The sequence below is a fragment of the Kribbella sp. NPDC005582 genome (assembly GCF_040605415.1).
Lineage (GTDB): Bacteria > Actinomycetota > Actinomycetes > Propionibacteriales > Kribbellaceae > Kribbella.
In genome coordinates, this window is sequence record NZ_JBEXCU010000001.1 from 1,310,451 (window position 1) to 1,327,775 (window position 17,325).

General features: G+C 69.2%; 18 protein-coding genes. 9 read left to right on the forward strand and 9 right to left on the reverse strand.

Going from position 1 to position 17,325, the window contains the following annotated elements; genetic code table 11:
• Positions 1-213: 213 nt before the first annotated feature.
• Positions 214-756: a sigma-70 family RNA polymerase sigma factor gene (locus ABZS29_RS06605; protein ID WP_132164702.1), complete on the forward strand. Its 543-nt coding sequence runs from the start codon at positions 214-216 to the stop codon at positions 754-756.
• A gap of 205 nt (positions 757-961) precedes the next feature.
• On the forward strand, positions 962-2,047 hold the full coding sequence (locus ABZS29_RS06610) for a DUF5667 domain-containing protein (protein ID WP_355459158.1): 1,086 nt from the start codon (positions 962-964) through the stop codon (positions 2,045-2,047).
• Between the two features lie 1,074 nt (positions 2,048-3,121).
• Here the strand turns inward: ABZS29_RS06610 and ABZS29_RS06615 are convergent.
• From ABZS29_RS06615 to ABZS29_RS06625, 3 genes are all read right to left on the reverse strand, one after another.
• A complete protein-coding gene (locus ABZS29_RS06615; RefSeq protein ID WP_355459159.1) occupies positions 3,122-4,411 on the reverse strand; it encodes a lysophospholipid acyltransferase family protein in 1,290 nt (429 codons plus the stop codon).
• Positions 4,404-5,411, reverse strand: coding sequence for an NAD-dependent epimerase/dehydratase family protein (locus ABZS29_RS06620; RefSeq protein WP_355459161.1), 1,008 nt, complete (start codon positions 5,409-5,411; stop codon positions 4,404-4,406). The genes ABZS29_RS06615 and ABZS29_RS06620 overlap by 8 nt, the downstream gene beginning before the upstream one ends.
• Before the next feature lie 79 nt (positions 5,412-5,490).
• Entirely contained in the window at positions 5,491-5,592 is a 102-nt protein-coding gene (locus tag ABZS29_RS06625; RefSeq protein ID WP_008356322.1) for an AURKAIP1/COX24 domain-containing protein, read from the reverse strand.
• A gap of 110 nt (positions 5,593-5,702) precedes the next feature.
• On the opposite strand from ABZS29_RS06625, the gene ABZS29_RS06630 reads away from it, so the two are divergent.
• The gene (locus ABZS29_RS06630) at positions 5,703-6,377 is read left to right on the forward strand and encodes a class I SAM-dependent methyltransferase (RefSeq protein WP_355459163.1); all 675 of its coding nucleotides are present in this window, start codon (positions 5,703-5,705) and stop codon (positions 6,375-6,377) included.
• 9 nt (positions 6,378-6,386) lie between these two features.
• Entirely contained in the window at positions 6,387-6,602 is a 216-nt protein-coding gene (locus ABZS29_RS06635; RefSeq protein WP_355459165.1) for a hypothetical protein, read from the forward strand.
• Here the strand turns inward: ABZS29_RS06635 and ABZS29_RS06640 are convergent.
• Positions 6,599-8,380: a BTAD domain-containing putative transcriptional regulator gene (locus tag ABZS29_RS06640; RefSeq protein ID WP_355459166.1), complete on the reverse strand. Its 1,782-nt coding sequence runs from the start codon at positions 8,378-8,380 to the stop codon at positions 6,599-6,601. The two genes, ABZS29_RS06635 and ABZS29_RS06640, sit on opposite strands and share 4 nt — an antisense overlap.
• Positions 8,381-8,435: 55 nt before the next feature.
• Between ABZS29_RS06640 and ABZS29_RS06645 the strand changes: the two genes are divergently transcribed.
• The gene (locus tag ABZS29_RS06645) at positions 8,436-9,296 is read left to right on the forward strand and encodes an alpha/beta hydrolase (protein WP_355459168.1); all 861 of its coding nucleotides are present in this window, start codon (positions 8,436-8,438) and stop codon (positions 9,294-9,296) included.
• Here ABZS29_RS06645 and ABZS29_RS06650 read toward each other — a convergent pair.
• Positions 9,293-10,525, reverse strand: a complete 1,233-nt coding sequence (locus ABZS29_RS06650; RefSeq protein ID WP_355459170.1) for an amidohydrolase family protein — start codon at positions 10,523-10,525, stop codon at positions 9,293-9,295. The two genes, ABZS29_RS06645 and ABZS29_RS06650, sit on opposite strands and share 4 nt — an antisense overlap.
• Before the next feature lie 63 nt (positions 10,526-10,588).
• Here ABZS29_RS06650 and ABZS29_RS06655 point away from each other — a divergent pair, with 63 nt between their 5' ends.
• Positions 10,589-11,065, forward strand: coding sequence for a MarR family transcriptional regulator (locus ABZS29_RS06655; protein ID WP_355459171.1), 477 nt, complete (start codon positions 10,589-10,591; stop codon positions 11,063-11,065).
• A 45-nt stretch (positions 11,066-11,110) separates the two neighbouring features.
• Here ABZS29_RS06655 and ABZS29_RS06660 read toward each other — a convergent pair whose 3' ends face one another.
• Positions 11,111-11,326: a helix-turn-helix domain-containing protein gene (locus ABZS29_RS06660; RefSeq protein WP_012923942.1), complete on the reverse strand. Its 216-nt coding sequence runs from the start codon at positions 11,324-11,326 to the stop codon at positions 11,111-11,113.
• Between the two features lie 136 nt (positions 11,327-11,462).
• On the reverse strand, positions 11,463-12,638 hold the full coding sequence (locus tag ABZS29_RS06665) for an acetoin utilization protein AcuC (RefSeq protein WP_355459173.1): 1,176 nt from the start codon (positions 12,636-12,638) through the stop codon (positions 11,463-11,465).
• Between the two features lie 120 nt (positions 12,639-12,758).
• Here ABZS29_RS06665 and ABZS29_RS06670 point away from each other — a divergent pair, with 120 nt between their 5' ends.
• The gene (locus ABZS29_RS06670; protein WP_355459174.1) at positions 12,759-13,892 is read left to right on the forward strand and encodes a GDSL-type esterase/lipase family protein; all 1,134 of its coding nucleotides are present in this window, start codon (positions 12,759-12,761) and stop codon (positions 13,890-13,892) included.
• Here the strand turns inward: ABZS29_RS06670 and ABZS29_RS06675 are convergent.
• Positions 13,889-14,383: a GNAT family N-acetyltransferase gene (locus ABZS29_RS06675; protein ID WP_355459176.1), complete on the reverse strand. Its 495-nt coding sequence runs from the start codon at positions 14,381-14,383 to the stop codon at positions 13,889-13,891. The genes ABZS29_RS06670 and ABZS29_RS06675 overlap by 4 nt on opposite strands.
• A gap of 322 nt (positions 14,384-14,705) precedes the next feature.
• On the opposite strand from ABZS29_RS06675, the gene trpS reads away from it, so the two are divergent.
• Positions 14,706-15,671, forward strand: coding sequence for a tryptophan--tRNA ligase (trpS, locus tag ABZS29_RS06680; RefSeq protein ID WP_355459178.1), 966 nt, complete (start codon positions 14,706-14,708; stop codon positions 15,669-15,671).
• A complete protein-coding gene (locus tag ABZS29_RS06685) occupies positions 15,668-16,411 on the forward strand; it encodes an endonuclease/exonuclease/phosphatase family protein (protein WP_355459179.1) in 744 nt (247 codons plus the stop codon). The genes trpS and ABZS29_RS06685 overlap by 4 nt, the downstream gene beginning before the upstream one ends.
• On the opposite strand, the gene ABZS29_RS06690 is transcribed toward ABZS29_RS06685, so the two are convergent.
• On the reverse strand, positions 16,408-17,313 hold the full coding sequence (locus ABZS29_RS06690; protein ID WP_355459181.1) for a TIGR03560 family F420-dependent LLM class oxidoreductase: 906 nt from the start codon (positions 17,311-17,313) through the stop codon (positions 16,408-16,410). The genes ABZS29_RS06685 and ABZS29_RS06690 overlap by 4 nt on opposite strands.
• Positions 17,314-17,325 lie beyond the last annotated feature (12 nt).

Sequence of the window (17,325 nt, forward strand, 5' to 3'; positions counted from 1 at the left end):
TCATCAGGTGGTGACGGGAGCAGTCCGCTGGCGCATTCGTGACGATCGACCGACGGGAAGGCGGCACGCCGCCAGCTGTTGACAGCGCGTACTGGAGCCGTAACGCTCAGTGCTCGCCGTGCCTCAGTTGAGTGGCCATGCGCGGATGTGTCAGACGACGTGTCTTTCGAACGGGGAGAGAACTTGACGACGCCGGAGCCAAGTCCGGACGGGATGAGACGGGCCGAGCTCGTCGATCGCGCTCAGGCAGGTGACGTCGGAGCCTTCGGTGAGCTCTACGACGAGTATTCACTCACCGTCTATCGCTACATTTACGCTCGAGTGTCGTCCTCGGCACTCGCCGAGGACCTGACCAGCGAGACCTTCGTCCGGGCGCTGCGCGCCCTGGACTCCTTCCGCTGGCAGGGCCGGGACTTCGGCGCCTGGCTGGTGACGATCGCCCGGAACCTGATCACCGACCACTACAAGTCCGGCCGGGTCCGGCTCGAGGTGGTCACGGACGAGATCGAGACGCACGACCGGCAGACCGAGGGGCCGGAGGTCGACGTACTGGCCGCCGCGACCGCCGAGGTGCTCCGGGACGCCGTCGCCGGCTTGCCCGACGAGCAACGCGACTGCCTGACCATGCGGTTCTTCGCGGGTCTGTCGATCGCGGAAACGGCCAGGGCGCTGGAGAAATCCGAAGGCGCCGTCAAGCAACTGCAACTGAGGGCCGTCCGGCACTTGGCGAAGGTTATCCCGAAGGACTTGAGGTGAGACGGATGACAACGAGCGTCTTCCGTAACCCGTCAGGGAGTTTCATCGTTCTCCCTCGTGAGGACCTGTCGGTAATCCCGACTGGCCATTGAGGAGAACGAGATCCATGAGTGACCTACACAGGGCTCGAGCGCGCGCGGAGACCTTCGCGCACGCCGTCGATCACGGGCCCCGTCACTCTTCGCGACTGAGCGATGACCCGGAGTTGTCAGAGGCTGTAGAACTCGTCGGACGGCTGAGGACCGCCGGCGCAGTCGCACCCCGACCGGAGTTCAGCGCCGAGCTACGGCACCGCTTGCTTGAGCAGGCGGCCGCCCGCGCGGCGACCAGCACTCCGACCGTTGTGCGCAGCCTTCCCGACAGCTCCGACGACCCGCCGAGTGGCGAGGACGTCGACGCGTCCGTGACAGATATCCGCCATCGTCACGGCCGGCGCATCCGGCTCGTGGCCAGTACCGCCGCGCTGGTGCTGCTGGGAGGTGGCATCGGTTCTGCCGCTGCCGCTCAGCAGGCGATGCCCGGCGACACTTTGTACGGGATGAAGCGCAGCATCGAGAACGTGGCGACCAATGTGGGGATCGGCGACGACTCCCGCGGCCGGCGCGAGCTCGAGCACGCCAAGACCCGGTTGTCCGAGGTCCAGGCGCTGGCCGGTAACGGCGGCTCCGCGGCCACCATCAACAGCACGCTGGACCAGTTCTCGCTGCAGGCCCGCCGAGGCGTGACGCGCCTGGTCGCGTCGTACCAGCAGGACGGCGACGCGAGTTCGATCGCGGCGGTCGCGACGTTCATCACCAGCGCCCGCCAGGGGCTGGGCGAGCTGGCGCCGAAGCTGCCACCGGAGTCGCTGAAGTCGGCGGTCGAGGCCCTGGCCACGATCGACGAGCTGGCCCGGCACAGCAGCACGGCCTGCCCGAAGTGCGACAAGCCGAAGGCGCCGGCGAACCAGCCGGTGCCGACCACCGTCGAGCAGTCGGCGCGGCCGACCGGCGGCAACCTGAAGACCCCACCGGCCGGCAAGGCGTCCACGGTCCCGACCGCCAAGCCGACCACCACCCCCACCAAGGTGCCGAACACGACGCTCGTCGAGAAGTCCGAAGGCCCGCCACCGAGCAGCCTGAAGACTCCCCCGCGCCCGTCCGGGTCCCAGCCGACCGGAACGCCTTCGGGCACCCCGACCGGCTCCCCCTCGAGCACCCCGTCCTGGCCCTGGCCGTTTCCCAGCCTGAGCCTCCCCCCGCTGATCAACGTCCCGGGTGTCCTGCAGACCCTGCTCCCACCCTGGAAGTAACCCAGCACCCCAGAAGCCCGGCCCCCCAGGCCGGGCTTCTTCTTTGTTCTCAGCCGCCCACCTTGTGCACCCACCAACCACGTCGAGGCGGCGTGGATGGTTGATGGGTGCACAAAGACGCGATCCGTGCACAAGGGTGGGTCGGCTGCTCTTTGGGCTCGACGTGGCGCCCACTCGGATGGGGAGAGCGTCGTACGGCGAACTTTGGGCACCCATCAACCACCGTCCGGTCGCGGAAGTGGTCGAACCGCGCCCAAGGTGTCCGCGGCACGTCACCTTGAGCACCACTCGACCATCCCGGCGGGGTCCTCGTGGTTGGTGGGTGCACAAAGGTGGGCGGGCTGCTCTTTGTGCGCGAGGCGACCAGCGGTCCGACGGCAGAGCACCGTACGGCGGACCTTGAGCACCGGTCAACCACGATCCGCCGACGGAAGTGGTCGACCCGTGCCCAACGTGTCCGCGGCACGCCACCTTGAGCACCACTCGACCATCCCGGCGGGGTCCACATGGTTGATGGGTGCACAAAGGTGGGCGGGCTGCTCTTTGTGCGCGAGGCGACGAGCGGTCCGACGGCAGAGCGCCGTACGGCGGACTTTGAGCACCGGTCAACCACGATCCGCCGACGGAGGTGGTTGAACCGTGCTCAACGTGGTCGACGGACCTCGCCTTGAGCGTCGCTCGACCACGGCACGCTTGGCGAAACGGTCGAACCGTGCCCAAGGTCGTACGGCGCGGGCGCAGGCGCGGTGTGCGCGGACGCGGTGGGCGTGAGAGCGGCGGACGTCGTACGGCGCCATCGCGGGCGCGGTGTGTGGCGCGCCGGGCGCGGTGGGCGCGGGCGCGGCGGGCGTCGTACGGCGCGGGCGCGGTGCGAGTGAGCGCGGTGTGCGCGGACACGGTGGGCGCGGGTGCGGAGTGCGCGGGCGCGGTGGGGGTGGGCGCGGTGGGGGTGGGCGCGGGGCGGGAGTGCGGGTGACATTTGAGGGGTCGGCCGCGGTGGGGGTGGGTTGTACCCCGGATTTTGCTGGTGCAACCCGCTAGGTCGGGGTTGAGCCCTGATACGTGGGGGCGGGGTCAGAAGAAGACGCTGCGGCGTTGGACGAGGAGGGTGTAGAGGGTTTGCTGGATGGTTTCGCGGACCTGGTCGGTCACGTTGAAGACCAGCATGGGATCGTCGGCGGCGCCGTCGGGGAACTCGTCGGTGCGGATCGGTTCGCCGAACTCGATCAGCCACTTGGACGGCAGCGGGATCAGGCCGAGGGGGCCGAGCAGCGGGAAGAACGGCGTCACCGGGACGTAGGGGACGCCCATCAGGCGGGCCAGGGAGGAGAGGTTGCCGACGAGCGGGTAGATCTCCTCGGCGCCGACGATCGAGCACGGAACGATCGGTACGCCGGTCCGCATCGCCGCGCTGACGAAGCCGCCGCGGCCGAACCGCTGCAGCTTGTAGCGCTCGCTGAACGGTTTGCCGAGGCCTTTGAAGCCCTCGGGCCAGACGCCGACCAGGTTGCCCTGGCGGAGCAGGCGCTCGGCGTCGTCGTTGTTCGCGAGCGTGGCGCCGCCCTTGCGGGACCACTCGCCGACGAACGGCGTCCGGAACACCAGGTCGGCCGCGAGGGTGCGCAGCGGGCGATTGGTGTGGTCGGCGACGATCAGCTGGGTGATCAGGCCGTCGAGCGGCATCGTGCCGGAGTGGTTCGCGACGATCAGCGCGCTGCCGCTGTCCGGGATGTTCTCCACCCCGCGTACCTCGACGCGGAACCACTTCTCCGCGAGCGGCCGCAGCATCGGCAGCAGGATCTGATCGGTCAGGTCCGAGTCGAAGCCGAACTCGTCGACCTCGTACTCCCCCGACAACCGCCGGCGCAGGAACGCGAGCCACTCCGCGACCCGCCGCTCGCCGTCCGCGCCGAACATGTCTCGCACGACCTTCTCCAGCGCCGCGAAGTCCAGCCCCGCGAGGCCCGCGAGCGCGCCAAGGTCCGGCAACCGCCCCTGAGTCCGCGTGCTGCTCCGGTCGGTGCCGCCAGGCTGGGACGTGCTGTCGGGCTGGGAGCTGCCGCCGAGCTGGGAGATGCCGCGAGCCCGGTCGGTGCCGCCGGACTGGGAGGTGCGGCCGGATTGGGAGGTGCTGTCCGCGGTCGAGGTGCTCTGGCCGGCGGGGGACGGCAGCTCGGTCACCGTCTCGTCTACCGCGCTCGGCGCGTTGGTGTCCGGCTCGGCGGGCTTGGCCTTCGGCTTCTTCGACCGGCCGGCGTTCGGGCCGGCGAGTGCGCGGGCCGCGGCGGAGGGCGTCGTACGGCGGCCGCTGCCGCGACCCGGGCGGCCACCGGAGCCGATCGGGATGACGTCCGCGTCAGCCACGGAGTGCTCCGACGCCGGTGGTGAGCAGCGAGGCCAGCTGGCTGGTCGCGCCGGGGCCGAGCGAGCGGCGGAACTCGTCGAACGCCTCGGCGGTGGTGAACCGCGGCTCGAACCCGAAGGTGCTCCGCATCCGCGTGGTGTCGACGACCCGGCCGTAGGTCAGGAAGGTGATCTGGTCCGGCGAGAAGTCAGCCAGCCGAGCACGTCGTACGACGGCCGCCGTGCTGGAGGCGGTGAACGACGGCAGCCGGAGAGCCGGGCGGCCGAGCCGCCGGATCGCCTGGGAGAGTGCGAGCACGCCATCACCGGCGAGATTGAAGGTGCCGGGCAGGTCGTTCACCGTGGCGTGGTGGATCGCCTCGACGCCGTCATCCTCGTGCAGGAACTGCAGGCGCGCGTCGTACCCGAACACTGTCGGTACGACGGGAAGGCCGAAGTAACGCGTGATCGGAGAGTCGGTCTTGGGGCCGATCCAGTTCGCCATCCGGAGCGTGGTCACGCAGACGTCAGGGCGGCGGCGGGCGAACCCGCGCACATACCCCTCGACCTCGACGGCGTCCTTGCTCAGGCCGGTCTGATGGATCGCCCGTGGCGCCATCTCCTCGGTGAACATGGCCGGGTCGCGTGGACCCGCGCCGTACACAGTGGTCGACGACTTCACCACCAGCTTGGCCACGCCGGACGCCTTCTGGCATGCGGCGAGCAGCTGCATGGTGCCGATGACGTTGATCTCCTTCATCGACGACCGGCCGCCGGCACTGCCGGGGGTGGCCACAACGCCCGTGTGGACGACAGTGTCGACGCCCTCGGCGGCAATCACCTTCGCGATCACCGGGTTACGGATGTCAGCACGCACGAACCGGACTCGGCCCAGCTCGGCGCGTGGCGGAACCACGTCGATGCCGAGGACCGTGCCGATCGACGGATCGTCGGCCAGCCTTCGGGCACAGCGAGCACCGGCGTCTCTCGAGACGCCGGTCACCATCACTACCTGTGCCACGAGAAACCCCCAGCCAGACAGCAGCAACCCCACTGAGCGCCGCGCCGCCTCAACATCAACGGGGCGCGGCGGGAAACTACTACTTGCCGAGCTTGCGGCGCTGAACCCGCGTCTTCTTCAGCAGCTTGCGGTGCTTCTTCTTCGCCATACGCTTGCGGCGCTTCTTGATTACGGAACCCACAGTGGACCATCCAAACTCAAAGAGAACGTCGGCAAAGCTTACCCGTACGTCACCTCGTGGACCTAAAGCGGGCCTTGGATAGGGTGGAGATCACGTCTGGGGAGGCTCGTATGAACAGTGTCACGAAGGCTCGGTACGACGGTCTGGCCGACTGGTACGACGATCGGTTCGTGACCGGTGCGGAGCCGCATCAACCTGGCCTGCTCGAGCTTCTCGGCGAGGGCTCCGGCCCCTGCCTGGACATCGGCTGCGGCACCGGCCGCAACTTCGAGACCATCCGTGCGAGCGGCCGTGAGGTCGTCGGCCTCGACTACTCGTCCGACCAACTCCGCCTCGCGCGCACCCGCACCGACGGCCCGCTGATGGTCGGCGACGCGGCCGCACTGCCGTTCCCCGATGAGTCCTTCGACACCGTGATGGTGATGTGGGTCTCCACCGACGTCGACGACTTCGGCGCCGTAGTGCGGGAGGCCGCTCGGGTCCTGCGACCAGGCGGCGTCTTCGTCGAGTACGGCGTGCATCCGTGCTTCAACGGACCGCATGTCGTCTACAACGAAGACGGCGGCCGCACGGCACACCCGACGTACCGGCAGTCCGGCTGGCACGAGCCCGCGCCTTGGTGGGGCGAGGACGGCATCCGCCGGCAGATCGGGATGAGCCACGTCCCGCTCGCCGACTACCTCAACGCCTTCCTCACCGCCGGCCTGACCGTCCAGCGATTCATCGAGCCCGAAGGTCCCCCTGTCCCGCACTCGCTCGCCGTCCGCGCCACCAAACCGGCCTAGTCTGGTTCTATGGCATCCGCGATCTTCCTCGGCGGCACCGCCGTCGTGCTGGCCGGTCTGACCTGGTTCGCGCGCTGGGCGAAGGGGCGTGGCAGCGGAGGCGGCCTCGCCGGCGCCGTCGCGGCGTACGAGGAGGCCTACCGCCCCACCTCACACCACGCCCACCAGGAACAGCGCAGTGCCGCCGATCGCCAGGCCGAGGCCGGCTCGCCCGACGACCTCTAGAGATAGTCGGCGACGGGACCGAGGGTAAGAAGCCCGGACTGTCCGCCGGCTTGTTCGTCTGCGGCAGGAGCCAGTACGGCGCGCGCCCGGGCCAGCGTGTGCTCGTCCCCACCGGCCTTGGCTGCGCGGGCGATCAGCGCCCAGTGCAGTTCGAGAAAGAGCCCCGGAGGTGGGTCCGGAGTGGTGGCAACCGGGTTGATCCACGGCGCGTGCGGGCCGTAGTCAGCCTCCGGGACCGGCATTCCGTGGCGGATGGCTTGAACGGCGAGCGCCAGCGGGAGAAGACCGGCATCGAGGCCGGGCATCGCAGTCGCGGGGTAGCGCTCGGCCGCGAGCCAGTAGGCGGCCGGCGTGTCCGCGCGCAGAGCGTCGTACCAGCGGGTGAAGACGGTGACCAACGGCGAATCATGCCGAGCAGCAAGCTCATCAGCCGCGGCCGAATGGTTGTCGGCGGCAACATAATCGCCGACGGCACAGGCCGACTGCAGGCGGATCAAAAGCCCAAGGATCTCGTACGCCGGAAGCGCGTGGCGGGCCGCGAGCGCGGCCAGCTCGGCACCGATCCGATCACGCTCGCGGGACTGTCCGGCCCGGCGGCAGGACTGGATGAAGACGCTGTTGAGCGCGAAGGCAAGCACCGCAGGATCGTCGAGCGTGCGCGCGATCCGCTCGGCCTCTCGCGCGGCTTCCAGTGGTCGCGCCGCGCTGGAACCCCTTGATTCCAAGGCGATCGTGGCCAGCAGCCGAGCTCGCATCGTCGGGTGATCCTGAGTCGGCAGCACGCGTTCGGCGGCACGGACGATCGCCGCGGCCTGCGCTTCGTCGTCCGACCGCGTCCAGATCGCCGGTACGTCGTACGCGCCGATCACGCGCGCGACCAGATCCGGATCGCCGAGTTCCTCGGCCGCCGTGATCGCGGCCAGTCGATGCCGTCGTACCTCGGCGAGCTCGCCGGTCACCGCGAGACTGCGGAGCAGACCGACCGTCGATTCCAGCTGGGCGCGCTTGCCCGCACTGCGCTGATAGGCGGCTGCTGTCGCAGTCCAGACCGAGGCAGGCTCCACGGCTTGGTTGAGGATGTCCTCCTCGAGCCGCGTCAGCGCCGGGCCGGGGTCGATGCCGAGCTGCGACACCAGCATCGCGCGGGCACGCCGCAGTACGGCGAGTGCATCAGCCTGCCGACCAGAGCGGTACAGAGCGAGCGCTAGTAGCCGCCAGCCCTCCTCACGCCACGGATGCTCGGTCACATGGGCGTCCAGCTCAGCCACCGCCTCACCACCGAGCCCCGCCGCCAGCCGCGCCTCCCCGAGCCGCTCCACCGCTTGCAACCGCAGCTCGCCGAGCCGGGCCCGCTCCCCCTGCGCCCAGTCCTCATCAGCAAACTCGGCGTACGCCGGACCGCGCCACAACCCCAGTGCAGCCTCCAGTTCCGCAACCGACGCCGAGGCGTTCGCCGCCTGCTCGAAACGCCACGCGTCGACAGCAACGGTCCGCAACGCGTACCCGGGCCCCTCAGTCACCAACAGCTGCGGCTTAGCCCGCGGTGCGCGCTCCGGCTCCAGCGACCGGCGCAGTGCCGCGACAAACGTCCGTACGGCGCTCAGCGCACCATCTGGCGGTTCCAGCCAGAGGTCGTCCACCAGACGCGTCGCGGGTACCACTCGGCCCCGCGCCACGATCAGCCGCGCCAGAACCGCCCGATGCCGCGGCCCTTTAAGCGCAACCGGCTGCCCCGCGTCGTCCCAAGCCACCACCGGCCCGAGCACCCCGAACTCCACCCGCTCACCGTAACGTGCTCATCCAGCGCTCATCCGCACCCGCAACCCTGGCCGGGTGAAGATCACCGGATTCGACTACCACCAGCTCCCTGGCGCCGACGGCGTCACCCTCAACGTCGCAGTCGGCGGCACCGGTACGCCGGTCGTCCTGCTGCACGGATTCCCGCAGACGCACCTGATGTGGCGGCACGTCGCCGCGAAGCTCGCCGCCGAGCACACCGTCATCTGCCCCGACCTCCGCGGCTACGGTGACAGCGACAAGCCGCTCGACGGCTACGCGAAGCGCACCATGGGCGAGGACATCGTTGCCGTCGCCCACGCGCTCGGGCACGACACGTTCGCCCTGGCCGGCCACGACCGCGGTGCCCTGGTCGCGTTCCGCACGGCGCTCGACCACCCCGAGGTGGTCACCCACCTGCTGATCCTCGACGTACTCCCCACCCTCGACATGTGGGACGTCATGCACGGCACCACCGCCGCCGTCGGCTTCCACCTCTACCTGATGGCCCAGCCCCCCGGCCTCGCCGAGACCCTGATCGCCGGTGCCTCCGACACGTTCTTCGGCCACTTCCTCGACATCTGGACCAAGGACCCCACCGCGATCCCCGCCGACGTCAGAACGGCGTACCTGGAAGCGTCCCGGGCCGCCATCCCATCGATCGTCGCCGACTACCGAGCCTCCGCCACCATCGACGTACAACACGACACCGAAGACCTCAAGGCGGGCAACAAGCTCCAGATGCCAGTCACCGTCATCCAGCAAGACTGGGGCTCCGCCCTAGGCTTCGACGCCGCCGCACTCTGGAGCGCCTGGGCCCCCGACCTCACTCACCAACTCACCACCGCCGGCCACTTCATCGCCGAAGAGTCCCCCGACGAGGTCGTCACAGCGATAACCCACCTACTCACCCGCTAGTCGTTCCTTGCGTGGAGGTAGGCGGCGGAGGCGGACAGGTCGGCGAGGGGCGGGGTGGTCAGTAGGCGGCCGTTTTGTTTGACCGGGGAGCCACCTACCAGGACCGTCTCCACGTTGCCGGGGTGGGCCGAGGTGACGACGGTGGCTACCGGGTCGTGGAGGCCGCCGGCGAGGTTGAGGTCGCTCGCACGGAGCAGCATCAGGTCGGCTTCGTTGCCTATGGCAAGGGAGCCGACGGGAAGACCGAGCGCCTGGGCGCCGTTGAGCGTCGCCTGCTGGAGAACCTCGGCGGCGGTGAAGGTGTCGTGGCCGAGGGCGAGGACCTCGCGCATGACGCTGAACATGTCACCGGCGGCACTGGCGACGGTGTCGATCCCAAGACTGATCGGTACGCCGGCCGCGCGCAGCCGGCCGGCGACCGCCGTACCGAGGCCGAGGCGCGCCTCGACAAGCGGTGTGACCGAGACGCTGGCACCGGACTCGGCGATCAGTTTGAGTTCGGCGTCCGGGAGATTGTTGCCGTGCACGTAGAGAGTGTTCGCCCGCGTCATACCCGCATCGCGGAGCATGGCAATCGGGGTCGGGGCTAGCTCGCTGCTGCTGATGTGCACGACGATCGGGAGCCCTAGCTCGTCGGCCAGCGCCCAGTCGGCGCGGACGGTTTCGAGCGGCACGTACGCCGGTCCGATCGCGGCGACCGCGAAGCCGATCCGGTCCGAAGTCCGCCCCAGCAGCCGTCGCAGGCCGGCGCCGTCGACCGCGCCGCCGCCCAGCGGCGTCGGACCGAACCCGAAGACCGCACGGATTCCGCTGCGCTCCAACGCGTCGACCGCCGCGTCGGCATGCTCGGCCGAACCCTGGACATGCGAATAGTCCTGCACTGTCGTGATGCCGCCGTCCAGGCACTCGAGCGCGCCAACCAAGTTGCCGACAGCAACATCTTCGGGCCGGTACCGCGTTCCTGGGCCGCCGAGCACGCGCTCGAAGTACATCCCGAGGTCACCGTCGACCGCGATCCCCCGGAGCGCCGTCTGCCACAGGTGCCGGTGCGTGTCGACGAACCCGGGCAGCACGATCCGGTCCGTCGCGTCGATCACCTCCGCGCCCTCGGCCGCCAGCCCCGGCCCGACCGCGGCGATCCGGCCGTCCTCGATCAGTACGTCGACCTCCCGGACCGTCACCTCCGGCGCGGTGTCGATCACCAACCCGCCCTGCACCACTGTCCGCATGGAAAACTCCTCACTAGAAAGCTTTCCTGAAAGCTATCACCAAAGACATCTAGACTGTCAACCATGACGCCGGATCGGGTGGACGAGTTGCTGGCCGCGTGGCAGCGCGAACTGCCGGACGTGCTTTATCCGACCAGCGAGCTGACCAAGCGCCTGATGTTCCTGAACAACGCTCTGACTGAGGCGACCCGGCAGGTGCTGCGCGAGCTCGGACTGACCACCGCCGAGTTCGACGTGATCGTTTCGCTGCGGCGATCGGGAGCGCCGTACCGGCAGAAGCCTTCGGATCTCAGCCGGAGCCTGCTGCTGTCGTCCGGCGGCACCAGCAACGTGGTGAACCAGCTCGTCCGCCGCGGCCTGGTGGTCCGGGAGCCTGATCCGGACGACGGGCGCGGCACGCAGATCCGGCTGACCGAGGCCGGCGTGAAGACCGCCGAGGAGGCGGTCGCCGCGGGCGCCGCGGCCCACCACAAGCTGTGGGACCACCTGCCCGCCGAGGTCGTCCGGGAAGCAGCAGCGGCGCTGCGGAAGCTGACATGACGAGGCGGCCGGTCCCTGAACGGGATCCGGCCGCCTCTCTCGTGGTTATCCGGCCTGAAAGAAGGCGCCCTTGAGGTAGTCGTGCACGGCATCCTCAGACACCCGGAACGAACGACCTACCCGCACCGCGGGCAGTTCACCGGAGTGCACCAACCGGTACACCGTCATCTTGGAGACGCGCATGGCCGTGGCAACCTCTGCCACGGTCAGAAACTTCACCTCTGCGAGCGGCTGCTCACCACCGGACTTCTTTGATGCCATTTGCGCACCGCACTTCCAGCACGGATCGTGCGCCGGCTTCCCCTCCGGCACCTCCGTCCGTGCATGTGTCGAGGGTAGTGGCTGTTGGTGCGAATGGGAAAGAGGGGGACTCGTGTGACTCGATCCTGTGACGAACTCAGTACGTCGGGTCAAGGCCCAAGTACGGGAAAGCGACGTCCCGGGTGGCCTTGATCGAGCGGTCCAGCCAGGTGTTCGGGTTGTAGCCGCCGGACCAGTCGACGTACTCCGGGTCGCGGCCGTCCGTCATCCGGTGCGGTGCCACCCGGCCGAACCGGATCTGCACCTCTTCGCGCCAGGCCTCCGGGACCGGCGTCTGCGGGTCGATCGGCTTGCCGGCCACGATCGCCAGCAGGTGGCTCCAGGCGCGCGGGACGACGTCGATGATCGCGTAGCCACCGCCGCCCGTGGCGACCCACTTGCCGCCGGTGACCTCGTGGGCCAGATCGTGCAGCGCCAGGTACGCCGCTCGCTGGCCGTCGACCGTCTTGGTCAGATGAGCGAGGGGATCCTCCACATGCGAGTCACACCCGTGCTGCGTGACCAGGATCGACGGCTGGAACGCCCGAACCACGTCCGGCACGATCGCGTGGAACGCGCGCAACCAGCCGGCATCTCCCGTCCCAGGCGGTAGTGGGATGTTCACCGCAGAGCCCAAAGCATCCGGTCCGCCGATCTCACCGGCGCTGCCGGTGCCCGGGAAGAGCGTGGTCGGCGACTCGTGCAGGCTGACCGTAAGCACGCGCGGGTCGTTGTAGAAGACCTCCTGTACGCCGTCCCCGTGGTGCACGTCGACGTCGACGTACGCGACTCGCTCCGCGCCGTTGTCGAGCAGCCACTGGATCGCGACCGCGGGGTCGTTGTAGACGCAGAAGCCGCTGGCCCGGTTCGGCATCGCGTGGTGGAGGCCGCCGGCGATGTTCGCCGCGTGCAGCACCTCGCCCTCCCAGACCGACCGTGCGGCCTCGACACTGGCCCCGGCGATCTGGGCGCTGACGTCGTGCATCCCGCGGAAGCAGTACGTGTCGTCGCTGCCCAGCCCGTGGTCCAGATCCACTTCGTCGGGATTGTCGCCGGCCCGTTTGACCGCCTCGACGTACTCGGCCGTGTGCACCGTGCGCAGCAGTTCATCGCTCGCCACTGGCGCCGGCACGATCGGGAGGTGGTCCAGAATGCCGAGCTGTTCAGCCAGCCGGATGGTCAGCTGCACCCGGATCGGACTCATCGGATGCCCGCGCCCGAAGTCGTACTTCGTCAGCCCATCCTCATAGACCAGTCTCGCCTCACCACTCATGGATCCGACCATAGCGGTCCGCCTGATTGTTCGGGGTCCGTCGAAAGGTTTGCCGGGGTCCCGGCGGCGGCCGACGATCGAGGCGCCACGTTCGGCCCGCCCATCTGGAGGAGAACCCTCATGCGTGCGATCACTCGCGCACTGCCCGCCCTGCTCGGCGCCGCGGCCCTGGTCGGGAGCGCCGTCACCGCCGCGACGGTCACCGGCGCCACGACCGCGCCCGCCGACGACGGTCCCGCCGTACCGATCGTGCGGGCCACCCCGACCAAGATCATGCCGCTCGGCGACTCGAACACGGCCGGCGGCGACGCCCCCGGAGCGGCGTACCGGGTCGATCTGTACGAACTGCTCAAGGCCGACGGCCGGCCGATCGACTTCGTCGGCTCGGTCACGTCCGGTCCCACGACGCTCGGCGACCGCAACCACGAGGGGCACGGCGGCTGGACCATCGGCCAGATCCAGGGCAGCGTGACCGGCTGGCTGAACACCTACACGCCGGACGTGATCACGCTCCAGATCGGCACCAACGACATGTACGACGATGCCTCGGCCGGCGCCGCGCCCGGCAAGCTGTCGGCGCTGATCGACAGCATCACGACCACCCTGCCGAACACCAAGGTGTTCGTGAGCGCGATCCCGCAGCTCGCGGACGCCAACCACTACAGCCGGGTCGCCGCCTTCAACTACACGATTCCCGGCATCGTCGCGGCGAAGGTTGCCGCCGGCAAGCAGGTGTCGTATCTGGACGCCAACTCGGGCCTGTTCCAGCCGTTCGACTTCGTCGACATGTGGCACCCGAACTACGGCGCCGCGTCGAAGGCCGCGGTCCGCTGGTACAGCGCGCTGACCGGGGTCCAGACCACCCGGTACGAGGCTGAGCAGTCCGCGAACGCCGTGATCAGCGGGGCGCCGACCAAACGCACGCAGATCACCTCGGCCTCCGGCGGCGCGAAGATCGGCTACATCGACCTGCCGGACAGCTTCGTCAAGTTCACCTTCCAGGTCGGCACCGCGGGCACGTACCGGATCCGGGCCCGGGGCGCGAACGGGATGGGCACCGAGTGCACGCACAACGTCAGCGCCAACGGCGGCACCGCGGTCGCGATGAAGTACCCGTCGTACGGGTGGGATCTGCTCGGTACGTCGGCTGTGGACCTGGACCTGAAGGTCGGCACCAACACCGTCACCTTTGGCAAGGGCGAGTGCTACACCGAACTGGACGCGATCGACATCAGCCTGAAGCCGACCGCCTAGAGGGTCTGCGACATCAGCGTGAGCGGGCGCGTCGGGTCGTAGAACGTCTCGACGCGTCCGGTCGGCTCGAAGCCGGCCCGACGGTAGAAGGCGGCGGCCCGGGGCGCGGCGTCGTACACCCAGAGGAGCAGGCGCTTGTAGCCCTGCTCCCGGGACCAGACCACCAGCTCGGCGGTCAGCGCGTCGGCGACCCGCTGGCCGCGGAACTCCGGGTCGACCCACATCGACAGCATCAGCGCGGCATCCGGATCGCGCTCGTCCGGTCCAGCGGGGGCGCCGATCACCATCCCGGCGGGGCGCGCGTCGGATTCGGCCAGCAGCGACACCTTGTCGGTGGCCCGCAACCGGGAGCGCCAGTCGGCCTCGGTCAGCGCCACGGCGTCGCCGTACGTCTGGTAGAAGGATTGCGGCGCCTCGAGCAGGGCGCTCAGCCGGACCTCGCGCAGGGTTTCCCAGTCGTCCTCGGCCAGTCGCCGCACCCGCACCGTCATGACCTCATCCTGACAAACCCGATTCGGCGGGCGGCGCAACACCCCTCCCAGGCTGCGCCGGCCCGCCCGAGCGCTGGGTCAGCAGCGGGTCCAACGATCGGTTCATCGGGGCCGGACTGCAAAGCGTTACAGATTTTGCAGAACAAGTGCAGCGATCGCCGATCGTGAGCTAATCTGAACCCGTGAACACGAATCTGCAGCAGTGGTGGGCCGTCTAGGGCGGTCCCCCGGCGTTCACACGCATCCAGAGGCCGTCTCGCCGAGACGGCCTTTTTTGTGCGCTCGGTGAGGTGGGCTCGCACCCTCACCGAAAGGCACTGTCATGACCTCGCTCTCCGGCATCACCCCGTCCGGCCGTCTCACGCTCGGCAACCACCTCGGCGCCCTGCGGCGGTTCACCGATCCCGACGGGTTCTACTTCGTCGCCAACCTGCACGCGATGACCACGAAACACGATCCACGCCGGCTCGCCGCGCTCACCAGAGAGTGCGCGACGCTGATGCTGGCGGCCGGCATCCCGCCCGGCGCGGTCTTCGTCCAGTCCGACGTGCCGACGCACGCGCAGCTCGCCTACCTGCTCGAGTGCACCTCGTACGTCGGTGAGCTGTCCCGGATGATCCAGTACAAGGAGAAGGGCGGCCGGCCGATGACCCGGGCGTCGCTGTTCACCTATCCCTGCCTGATGGCCGCCGACATCCTCCTGTACGGCGCCCAGCGGGTACCGGTCGGCGGCGACCAGGACCAGCACGTCGAGCTGGCCCGGGACGTCGCAGTCCGCTTCAACCGAGAGTACGGCGAGACCTTCGTCGTACCGGAGTTGCACAAGGCCGCGCTGGCGACGCGGATCAAGGACCTGGCCAACCCGACCGCCAAGATGAGCAAGTCCGACTCCGACGACGCGGTCGGCACGATCCGGCTGCTCGACCCGCCGGACGTGATCCGGCGCCAGGTGATGCGGGCCGTCACGGACTCCGAGAACGAGGTCCGCCATGACGAAGCGGAGAAGCCTGGCGTGACCAACCTGCTCGAGATCCTGGCCGCGTGTACGGACGGCGACCCGACCGCGCTGGCGACGGCGTACTCGTCGTACGGCGATCTCAAGCGGGACGTGGCCGACGCCGTACTGGCGGTTATCGAGCCGCTGCAGAAGGAGTACGCGCGGCTGGCGACCGATCCCGGCGCGATCGACGCATTGCTGGCCGAGGGACGCGATCGGGCACTTGAGGCGAGCGAACCCCGACTCCGGGCGGCGATGCGAGCGATGGGTTTGGCAGGATCGATGCCATGAAGATTCGTGCCGCCACCTTCAACCTCCGCAACTCCTCCGCCCCGGACGGCGAGAACGCCTGGCCGCTGCGGCGGGACGCGGCGGTGGCGGCGATCGAGCTTCTCGATGCCGATGTGGTCGGGCTGCAGGAAGTGCTGCCCGACCAACTCGACTACCTGCGGTTCCGGTTCCCGAAGTACGAGATCGTCGGCGCCGGGCGGGACGACGGGATGAGTGCCGGCGAGCACTCGTCCGTGCTGGTCCGGCCCGGTGACTGGCGCATCGAGCGCTCCGAGACCCGCTGGCTCTCCGACGACCCCGGTACGCCGGGCTCGGTCGGCTGGGACGCGGACCTGACGCGCGTCGCGACGCTGGTGTGGCTACGGCACCGCAGCGGTACGACGATCGGCGTACTGAACACGCATTACGACCACGCCGGCGAGGTCGCGCAACTGCAGTCGTCGCGGCTGGTCGCCAAGTGGATCGCCGGTGACGTGCCGTGGATCGTGATGGGCGATCTGAACGCGACGCCGGACTCACCGCCGCTGAAGGCGCTCACCGACGCCGGGCTGCGGTACGCCGTACCGGCTGATGCCGGCGGCAGTTGGCACGACTTCACCGGCGCCGAGGACGACGACCGCATCGACCACATCCTGATCACGCAGGCGTGGAGAGTGACCGAGGCAGCCGTCTCGCACTTCCGGCCCGGCGGACGGCTGCCCAGCGATCACTGGCCGGTGATGGCCACGCTGTCGCTCTAGAGCTTGGCGAAGACCTCTTCGCGGAGGCGTTCGAGGGTTTCGAAGCGCTGGGCGCCGGAGCCGAACCAGTGGTCGGGGACGAGGATCTCGTCGATGCCGGCGTCGGCGTACTGGGCGACGACGTCGAGGACCTCCTGGGCCGAGCCCATGATGACGTGCAGGCCGCGGGACTCGAAGTTCTCCTTGCGGGCGGCGGCTTCGGTGTCGCCGGGGGCGATCACCTCGAGGAAGGTCTGGGCGGAGCGGCGGACGGTCTTGGGGTCGCGGCCGATCCGTTCGCAGTGCTCGGCGAAGACCTTGCCCTTGTGGGCAGCGAGGTCGGGGCGCCCCCAGTGGTTCCACTCGTCGGCGTAGTTGGCGACGATGCCTAGGGCAACCTTTTCGCCGGCGGCGCCGATCAGTACGGGGAGATGTGCCGGTTTCGGCTCGAGCGGTGCGTCCTTGAGCTGGTAGTACTTGCCGTCGAAGGTCGCGCGCTCCTCGGTGAGCAGACCCTTCAGCACCTGGCAGGCCTCCTCGAAGCGGGCCAGCAGCTCCTTGGTCGGCGGCAGTTCGATGCCGTAGGCCTCGTGCTCGTTGACCTGCCAGCCGGCGCCGATGCCGTAGACGAAGCGGCCGTTGCTCATCTGGTCGATGGTCGCGGCCGCGTTGGCGGCGACGGCCGGGTGCCGGTAGGTGTTGCCGAGCACCATCGACCCGATCCGCACCCGCTCGGTGCGCACGGCCAGGCCGGCGAGCAGCGCGAACACCTCGTTCACCGGTGCCGACAGGTCGTTGTTGTCGTTCTTCATGAAGTGGTCGGCGATCCAGACGCCGTGCCAGCCGGTGCGCTCGGCGTACTCGGCGCCTTCGAGTACTTCGGTCCAGGTCCGGCCGGCGCTCGGCCACAGAGAAAAGTCCATGGCCTCGACTTT

Excerpts from the sequence above, each read along its gene's own strand:
- ABZS29_RS06660 (WP_012923942.1), bottom strand. The coding sequence starts at position 11,326 with ATGGCATCAAAGAAGTCCGGTGGTGAGCAGCCGCTCGCAGAGGTGAAG.
- ABZS29_RS06630 (WP_355459163.1), top strand. The coding sequence starts at position 5,703 with ATGAACAGTGTCACGAAGGCTCGGTACGACGGTCTGGCCGACTGGTAC.
- ABZS29_RS06670 (WP_355459174.1), top strand. The coding sequence starts at position 12,759 with ATGCGTGCGATCACTCGCGCACTGCCCGCCCTGCTCGGCGCCGCGGCC.
- ABZS29_RS06650 (WP_355459170.1), bottom strand. The coding sequence starts at position 10,525 with ATGCGGACAGTGGTGCAGGGCGGGTTGGTGATCGACACCGCGCCGGAG.
- ABZS29_RS06685 (WP_355459179.1), top strand. The coding sequence starts at position 15,668 with ATGAAGATTCGTGCCGCCACCTTCAACCTCCGCAACTCCTCCGCCCCG.
- ABZS29_RS06690 (WP_355459181.1), bottom strand. The coding sequence starts at position 17,313 with ATGGACTTTTCTCTGTGGCCGAGCGCCGGCCGGACCTGGACCGAAGTA.
- ABZS29_RS06665 (WP_355459173.1), bottom strand. The coding sequence starts at position 12,638 with ATGAGTGGTGAGGCGAGACTGGTCTATGAGGATGGGCTGACGAAGTAC.
- trpS (WP_355459178.1), top strand. The coding sequence starts at position 14,706 with ATGACCTCGCTCTCCGGCATCACCCCGTCCGGCCGTCTCACGCTCGGC.
- ABZS29_RS06605 (WP_132164702.1), top strand. The coding sequence starts at position 214 with ATGAGACGGGCCGAGCTCGTCGATCGCGCTCAGGCAGGTGACGTCGGA.
- ABZS29_RS06675 (WP_355459176.1), bottom strand. The coding sequence starts at position 14,383 with ATGACGGTGCGGGTGCGGCGACTGGCCGAGGACGACTGGGAAACCCTG.
- ABZS29_RS06635 (WP_355459165.1), top strand. The coding sequence starts at position 6,387 with ATGGCATCCGCGATCTTCCTCGGCGGCACCGCCGTCGTGCTGGCCGGT.
- ABZS29_RS06655 (WP_355459171.1), top strand. The coding sequence starts at position 10,589 with ATGACGCCGGATCGGGTGGACGAGTTGCTGGCCGCGTGGCAGCGCGAA.